The organism is Pantoea sp. CFCC18179, from assembly GCF_059412405.1.
In genome coordinates this window covers 122,211-129,952 of sequence record NZ_JBNBPM010000011.1, presented here as the reverse complement: position 1 = coordinate 129,952, position 7,742 = coordinate 122,211, and the positions used below count along the sequence as shown (strand labels likewise).

The window sequence follows — 7,742 nt, the reverse complement described above, 5'->3', positions numbered from 1 at the left end:
TGGCGGCTTTAGCGCGGTGGTCCCACCTGACCCCATGCCGAACTCAGAAGTGAAACGCCGTAGCGCCGATGGTAGTGTGGGGTCTCCCCATGCGAGAGTAGGGAACTGCCAGGCATCAAATAAGTGAAGAAGCCCTGAACGAAAGTTCAGGGCTTTTTTACGTCTGAATTTCAAAGAAAAAAAGTAAAAATCACCAAACTCACTCCGTTCTCAACCACTGAACAATAAAATCTGTAATCTGTTCAGGCTGATTAATATTCAGAAGTGGTAAATCGATCTCCAAATATTCGTCTGTGGCGATTGCTATTACATGCTCATCAAGTAAATCATCAGCTCCACCCTTAACACCTTGTCGCCAAAGCACTATTTTAGGCACCGCCTCATCTTTAAAACCTTCCACTAATACTAAATCTAATTTTGAGCTGTCCATCCGCGAGGCCAACATCGGCAGATCAAGTGGTTGATCCACCGTTTCACACATCAAAGCCCAGCGCTGATTGCTGGCAACAATCACCTGATCCGCACCCGCTTTTCGCAGCAAATAGCTATCTTTGCCGGGCGTATCGATATCCATTTGATGATGTGTATGCTTAATAAGCCCTGTGCGTATCCCTCGATCTTTGAGTAAGGGAATAACTAACTGAAGTAAGGTGGTTTTTCCCGTTCCACTCCAGGCACTAATCGCCAGTAAAGGCAGGTTCATGGCAACCTTTCCTCATTGATGAGGTCATTCGGGGTATTGATATTACGAAAGGCCGATTCTGAGTCGGGAAATTCCACCGCATGGCCGCCATGTTCACGTAGAAACTGCATCAAACGCCGTTCGCCACGTAATAACCAGGTTTCAAGGTCATCAGCCAAGGTGCAATTGACCAAGGCTAATGCAGGATGATCACGCAGGGTAGATTTAACCCACACCGCCGGAGCTGTGCCGCGTTGCTGCCATAAACGGGCAACAAAATCGATGGGCAGCCACGGCGTATCGCAAGCGCAGAATGCTACCCAATCTGTTTCGCTGTGGCGCAAACCACTCAACATACCCGCTAACGGCCCAGGATAATCTGGCATCGAATCTGTAACAACCTGACAACCACTAGCCTGATAACGATCAATGTTACGGTTCGCGCTTATCAACACAATATTGACCTGCGGACGGAATCGCCGCAAAACGTGCTGATAAAGCGGCTCGCCCTGCAACATAAGCAACCCTTTATCCTGCCCTCCCATACGGCTACCTTGCCCGCCTGCGAGGATCACGCCGGTAAATGCAGTCATCTTCGTCTCCTTGCTTCATTCTGGACGATACTTACAAAATGGCAGTGAACCACCTGTATTAAGGAATCGATAATGAAATATCACCGACTCAACGAACTGCTCGAACTCCTGCAACCCGAATGGCAGAAGGAATCTGATCTCAACTTGCTGGCATTTTTACAAAAACTGGCGCAGGAATCTGGTTTCAGTGGCCCATTAAGTGAATTAACCGATGATGTATTGATTTACCATCTCAAAATGCGTGATTCAGATAGCCAGGCTGCGATTCCTGGCTTGAAAAAGGATTATGAAGTGGACTTCAAAACCGCGCTATTACGTGCACGCGGTGTGATCAAGGATGATGAGTAATGTTATCCTTGCGCATTAATCGCAAAGGTAACACACAGGCAAAATGATGAGCGAAGCCGCCTTTAATTTCCAGACGCTAAATCCCGACGTCATTCTTGATGCACTTTGGGATGCGGGTTTGCGTGTCGAATCAGGCTTAACTGCCCTCAATAGCTATGAAAATCGTGTCTACCAATTCAGCGATGATGATAAACGCCGCTATGTGGCGAAGTTTTATCGTCCGCAGCGCTGGAGTGCGCAGCAAATTCAAGAGGAGCACCAGTTCACTCAGGATTTGTTGGCCGATGAAGTGCCGGTTGCCGCACCGCTTATCTTGCAAGGCAGTACACTGAATCATCATGCCGGATTCATGTTCGTAGTTTTCCCCAGCTTGGGAGGACGGCAGTATGAAACCGACAATGAAGAGCAGATGGAATGGGTTGGACGTTTTCTCGGACGTATTCATCAAACCGGTCGGCAACAGTCGTTCCAGCAACGCCCAACGTTTGGGTTGGAAGAGTATATCGTTCAGCCTCGACAAGAGCTTGAGCACAGCACATTAGTACCCGCTTCACTCAAGGATGCCTTGCTTGCCGCGGTTGATAAGTTGAGTGATACGCTGCAACAGCGCTGGCATACCCGCTGGCAGCCGCTTAGGTTGCACGGTGATTGCCATCCCGGCAATATTCTGTGGCGTGAAGGCCCGATGTTTGTCGATCTTGATGATGCTCGCACTGGCCCAGCGGTTCAGGATTTATGGATGTTGATCAACGGTGATCGACAAGAGCAATTGATTCAATGGGATATTTTGCTGGAAGCCTATAATGAATTCGGTGATTTTGATTTACATGAATTGTCACTGATTGAGCCTTTACGCGCTATGCGCATGGTTTATTATTTGGCCTGGGTGGTTCGCCGCTGGCAGGATCCCGCTTTTCCGCGCGTCTTCCCCTGGATGACAGATGAGGATTTTTGGCGTCGGCAGATTGCATTATTTATCGAGCAGGAAAGGCTGTTACACGAACCGCCGTTGCAGCTTAGCCCGCAATATTAATGAAGTACTCAGGAGATAGTTTCACGATGAAAAAGATCATGTTTGCGCTGGTAGGTTTAATGCTGGCATTTGGCGCCTCTGCGGCACAGTTCAACGACGGCAAGCAGTTCGTTACTCTGCCAAAGCCAGTGGCGGGTGAGCCGCAAGTATTGGAGTTCTTCTCCTTCTTCTGCCCGCACTGCTACCAGTTCGAACGCGTTTACCACGTTAGCGATGCCGTGAAAAAGAACCTGCCGGCAGACACTAAAGTGACTAAGTATCACGTTGATTTCCTTGGTGGCGATTTTGGTCCAGTGGTAACTCATGCATGGGCGGTAGCAATGGCGCTGGGCGTGGAAAGTAAGGTCACTGCACCTATCTTTGATGGCATTCAGAAAACCCAGACCGTTACCGATGCAGCAAGCCTGAAGGACACCTTTATCAAAGCGGCAGGCATCTCTTCTGCAGATTATGATGCAGCGTGGAATAGCTTCGCAGTTAAAGCGTTGGTTGCACAGCAGCAGAAAGCAGCATCCGACGTTAATCTGCAAGGTGTACCTGCGATCTTCGTTAACGGTAAATACATGGTTAATAACGGTGGCTTAGATACCAGCTCAATGGACAATTTCGTTGCCGATTACGCCAACGTGGTGAAGTTCCTGGTCGAAAAGAAGTAATTTAGCCAAAAATAACGCCGGCAATGTCGGCGTTATTTTTCATTTATCCTCTTGCGAAATTGATGTCTTTATTAACCCTTCACTTAATATCCACATGGACGATCATCTTTTCATTAAGATAGATTCGGTCACAGTAAGAATTCAACTAACTGATTTATATAAGTTTATAACGTAAGCCTAATGGCAATTAACGTAAATAACAATACGTTATGAATTTTACGCACAAACTTATCCACAAGCTGATCCTTGCGATCCGTGCCGAATAACGACGAAAAAGATCCCGACTTCTCCGCTCGCATTCAACATTCTCCTCGGGTTGTGGCATCCTTATAGCCCTCATTATCGCAACGAAGAAAATACGAACCTATGGCGCAAATTGCAGAAAATCCCCTGATTCTGGTCGACGGCTCTTCATATCTGTACCGTGCATATCATGCCTTTCCGCCGCTGACGAACAGTGCAGGCGAGCCAACTGGCGCCATGTATGGTGTGCTCAACATGCTGAAAAGCTTGTTGATGCAGTATCAACCCAGCCATGTAGCCGTAGTCTTCGATGCGAAAGGCAAAACCTTCCGCGATGAATTGTTTGAACACTATAAATCGCACCGCCCACCAATGCCGGAAGATCTCAGAGCGCAGATCGAACCGCTGCATGAAATGGTTAAGGCGATGGGATTACCGTTATTAGCGGTGTCCGGCGTTGAGGCCGATGATGTTATTGGTACGCTGGCGCAAGAGGCTGAAAAACTCGGTCGTCCGGTGCTCATTAGTACGGGCGATAAAGATATGGCGCAATTAGTGACGCCAGCCATTACGTTGATTAACACCATGACCAACACCGTACTTGGCCCGGAAGAAGTTGAGCAAAAATACGGTGTGCCACCGTCGCTGATTATCGATTTCCTCGCCATGATGGGCGACAGCTCAGACAACATTCCAGGCGTGCCGGGCGTGGGTGAAAAAACCGCGCAGGCGCTGCTGCAAGGCTTGGGCGGCATGCAGTCGATCTACGATAACCTCGATAAAGTGGCTGATCTTTCCTTCCGTGGCGCAAAAACCATGGCAGCGAAGCTGGAGCAAAACCGCGAAGTGGCCTTCCTCTCTTATCAACTGGCGACCATCAAAACCGATGTTGAGTTGGATCTGAGTTGCGATCAGCTCGCCGTTAACGAACCGGATGTCGCCGCGCTACAAACTCTGTTTAGCCGCTATGAATTCAAACGCTGGATTGCGGATCTGCAAGATGGCTCCTGGCTACAAGGCAAGAAGAGCAATACGCAGGCACAGAAATCCCAACTGAGCGAACCCGCTGCGCCAGTCGCAGAAACGACAAGCACGCTTTCTGCCGATGGCTACGTCACCATTCTTGATGAAGCAACTTTTGCCGAGTGGCTGAAGAAGCTGAAAAACGCCGACCTGTTTGCTTTCGATCTGGAAACCGATTCGCTCGATACGCTGAGTGCCAACATCATCGGTATCGCCTTGGCCGTTGCGCCGGGTGAAGCGGCTTATCTGCCGGTTGGCCATGATTATCTGGATGCGCCGGAGCAGCTGGATCGTAGTGAAGTACTGAAACAGCTGAAGCCATTGCTGGAAGACAGCAAAGCAGCGAAAGTGGGCCAGAACCTCAAATACGATCGCGGCGTGCTAAAGAACTACGATATTGAACTGAATGGCATCAAATTCGATACCATGCTGGAATCCTACTGCCTGAATAGCGTTGGCGGTAAACATGATATGGATAGCCTGGCCGCGCGCTGGCTGAACCATAAAACGGTAACTTTCGAAGAGATTGCCGGCAAAGGTAAAAATCAGCTCACTTTTAATCAGATTGCTATTGAGCAAGCGGGGCATTATGCCGCTGAAGATGCGGACGTTACGCTGCAACTGCATATGAAAATGTGGGCTAAGCTGGAGCCGGAAGCGGGTCCGAAAAAGGTATTTGAAGAGATTGAAATGCCGTTGTTGAAAGTGATCTCGCGCATTGAACGTAACGGCGTGTTGATTGATCAGAACATCCTGGCGAAACACTCACAGGAACTCACCACGCGCGTGGCAGAGCTGGAGCTGAAAGCCCACGAACTGGCAGGCGAACCGTTTAACCTCTCTTCACCGAAACAACTGCAAACCATTCTGTTTGAAAAACAGGGCATTAAGCCGACGAAGAAAACACCGGGCGGCGCACCATCAACCAGCGAAGAAGTACTGGCTGAACTGGCGCTGGATTATCCGTTGCCGAAGGTGATTCTGGAACATCGCGGTTTATCGAAGTTGAAATCAACCTATACCGACAAGCTGCCGCAGATGATCAATCCTATCACCGGTCGCGTTCACACGTCGTATCACCAGGCGGTTACGGCAACCGGACGACTTTCGTCGACTGATCCTAACTTGCAGAACATCCCGGTGCGCAACGATGAAGGTCGTCGTATTCGTCAGGCATTTATTGCCGGTCCGGGCAACACCATCGTAGCGGCTGACTATTCACAGATTGAACTGCGCATCATGGCGCATTTGTCGCAAGACAAAGGCCTGCTGGATGCGTTTGCACAGGGCGAAGACATTCACCGCGCCACCGCGTCGGAAGTGTTCGGCGTCACCCTTAGCAAGGTTTCTGGCGAGCAGCGTCGCAGTGCGAAAGCCATCAACTTTGGTTTGATTTACGGTATGAGCGCCTTTGGTCTTTCGCGTCAGCTGAATATCGGCGCGGGGGAAGCCAAGAAGTACATGGATCTCTACTTCGAACGTTATCCTGGTGTACTGCGCTACATGGAAGAGACGCGCTCGAAGGCGGCAGAAAAGGGCTATGTTGAAACCTTGGATGGCCGTCGTTTATGGCTGCCTGATATCACTTCCAGCAATGCTATTCGCCGTAAAGCAGCCGAACGTGCGGCAATCAACGCACCGATGCAAGGCACCGCCGCAGATATCATTAAGCGCGCGATGATCGCGGTCGATGGCTGGCTGCTTGAGCAAAAAGACGATGCGGTCAGAATGATCATGCAGGTACACGATGAATTGGTGTTTGAGATTCGCAACGATGCGGTGGAGAGCGCAATTAAAACGATCCGCCAACTAATGGAGAACAGCATGAATCTGGATGTACCGTTGCAGGTCGAGGTCGGCACCGGTGATAACTGGGATCAGGCACACTGATTTCACTTAGTCGGCGGTCGAGGTGGCCGCTGACAGCATCATAAGAAAAAAGTTTACTTAATCGGTTCAGCAACTTCGGAAAGCGGTCTATCAAATGCGCGTTTTGTAACTGCTTATCGGCTAAGCATTTTTTTGGTAATTAAACTACATCGAGCAGTTGAAAGTGTGATGGAGTTAGTAAAAAAGATGGGAAATCCTGAAACTTAACAACAAAAAACCCTTTGTAGGGCGCAGAAAATCAGGTAGAGTTTATCGCGTAGGGTACAGAGGTAAGATGTTCTATCTTTCAGACCTTTTACTTCACGTAATCGGATTTGGCTGAATATTTAGCCGCCCCAGTCATTTATGACTGGGGCGTTTTTTATTGGGCTTTTTCTGTAAGCCCACTAAACGTTATTCCGCGATTTCTTCGCCATCGCCTTCTTGAGCGGGTTCCAGTTCGTTGAACCAGCTATCCAGTTTTTTCCGCACCACATCAACGCCCATCTTCTTCAATGACGAGAACATTTCCACCTGCACATCACCCATGAATGACTGCGCCGCTTCACGCACCATGGTCAGCTGCGCTTTACGCGCGCCGGATGCTAACTTGTCGGCTTTGGTCAGCAGCACCAGCACGGGGATTTGGCTCTGCACCGCCCATTCAATCATGTTCTGGTCGAGATCTTTCAGCGGATGGCGAATATCCATCAGCACCACCAAGCCCTTCAGCGCCTGACGTTTCTGCAAATATTCCGCCAGAGATTTTTGCCACTTGCGCTTCATCTCTTCCGGAACCTGCGCGTAGCCATAACCAGGTAAATCGACCAGACATTTACCTTCGACCACTTCAAACAGGTTAATCAGCTGGGTACGACCAGGCGTTTTACTGGTACGAGCCAGGCTTTTTTGATTGGTGATGGTGTTCAGCGCGCTGGATTTGCCTGCATTTGAGCGCCCGGCAAAAGCAACTTCAATGCCTACATCTGCCGGTAAATGGCGAATGTCAGGGGCGCTGAGCATGAAATGGGTCATGTGATAGTTCAAAGCAGACAAAGTAAAACTCCAGCAATATGAATCGGGCAATTGGGCTGATTATACCTGTAATGGCGCAAAAGTGCCCGATAGCGTCTAAACACGCCATTTTGTAAGAGATCGTGGATTGTTAGTGCCAGATATTACCGCTTCATTGAATCTTAATATGAAAATTAATTATTAAAATTCATAGTGTTAATTTGTTTGTGGGAAATGCCATTCAAAAATAGAGACAAGTCTCACTTGTTCATTTTACCGGT

The 7,742-nt window shown here is 49.0% G+C and carries 8 protein-coding genes and 1 rRNA gene; 6 read left to right on the top strand and 3 right to left on the bottom strand.

Annotated elements, in window-relative coordinates:
* Positions 1 to 114 (top strand): 5S ribosomal RNA (gene rrf, locus ACPUC7_RS19000); the annotation flags it as partial.
* An 85-nt stretch (positions 115 to 199) separates the two neighbouring features.
* On the opposite strand, the gene mobB is transcribed toward rrf, so the two are convergent.
* Both mobB and mobA read right to left on the bottom strand, forming a co-directional pair.
* A complete protein-coding gene (gene mobB / locus ACPUC7_RS18995) occupies positions 200 to 703 on the bottom strand; it encodes a molybdopterin-guanine dinucleotide biosynthesis protein MobB (RefSeq protein ID WP_494924060.1) in 504 nt (167 codons plus the stop codon).
* Positions 700 to 1,275: a molybdenum cofactor guanylyltransferase MobA gene (gene mobA, locus ACPUC7_RS18990; RefSeq protein WP_494924059.1), complete on the bottom strand. Its 576-nt coding sequence runs from the start codon at positions 1,273 to 1,275 to the stop codon at positions 700 to 702. Before mobA ends, mobB begins: the two co-directional genes overlap by 4 nt.
* 72 nt (positions 1,276 to 1,347) lie before the next feature.
* Between mobA and ACPUC7_RS18985 the strand changes: the two genes are divergently transcribed.
* From ACPUC7_RS18985 to spfP, 5 genes are all read left to right on the top strand, one after another.
* Positions 1,348 to 1,623 (top strand): YihD family protein, encoded by a 276-nt coding sequence (locus ACPUC7_RS18985; RefSeq protein ID WP_494924058.1) that lies wholly within the window; start codon positions 1,348 to 1,350, stop codon positions 1,621 to 1,623.
* Positions 1,624 to 1,669: 46 nt separating this feature from the next.
* Positions 1,670 to 2,656 (top strand): serine/threonine protein kinase, encoded by a 987-nt coding sequence (locus ACPUC7_RS18980; protein ID WP_494924063.1) that lies wholly within the window; start codon positions 1,670 to 1,672, stop codon positions 2,654 to 2,656.
* A 26-nt stretch (positions 2,657 to 2,682) separates the two neighbouring features.
* The gene (gene dsbA, locus ACPUC7_RS18975) at positions 2,683 to 3,312 is read left to right on the top strand and encodes a thiol:disulfide interchange protein DsbA (RefSeq protein WP_343554438.1); all 630 of its coding nucleotides are present in this window, start codon (positions 2,683 to 2,685) and stop codon (positions 3,310 to 3,312) included.
* Between the two features lie 366 nt (positions 3,313 to 3,678).
* Positions 3,679 to 6,468: a DNA polymerase I gene (gene polA, locus ACPUC7_RS18970; protein ID WP_494924057.1), complete on the top strand. Its 2,790-nt coding sequence runs from the start codon at positions 3,679 to 3,681 to the stop codon at positions 6,466 to 6,468.
* A gap of 274 nt (positions 6,469 to 6,742) precedes the next feature.
* A complete protein-coding gene (spfP, locus tag ACPUC7_RS18965; RefSeq protein WP_071892919.1) occupies positions 6,743 to 6,790 on the top strand; it encodes a small protein SpfP in 48 nt (15 codons plus the stop codon).
* Positions 6,791 to 6,861: 71 nt separating this feature from the next.
* Here the strand turns inward: spfP and yihA are convergent, their stop codons facing one another.
* On the bottom strand, positions 6,862 to 7,503 hold the full coding sequence (yihA, locus tag ACPUC7_RS18960) for a ribosome biogenesis GTP-binding protein YihA/YsxC (protein WP_494924056.1): 642 nt from the start codon (positions 7,501 to 7,503) through the stop codon (positions 6,862 to 6,864).
* Positions 7,504 to 7,742: the final 239 nt, after the last annotated feature.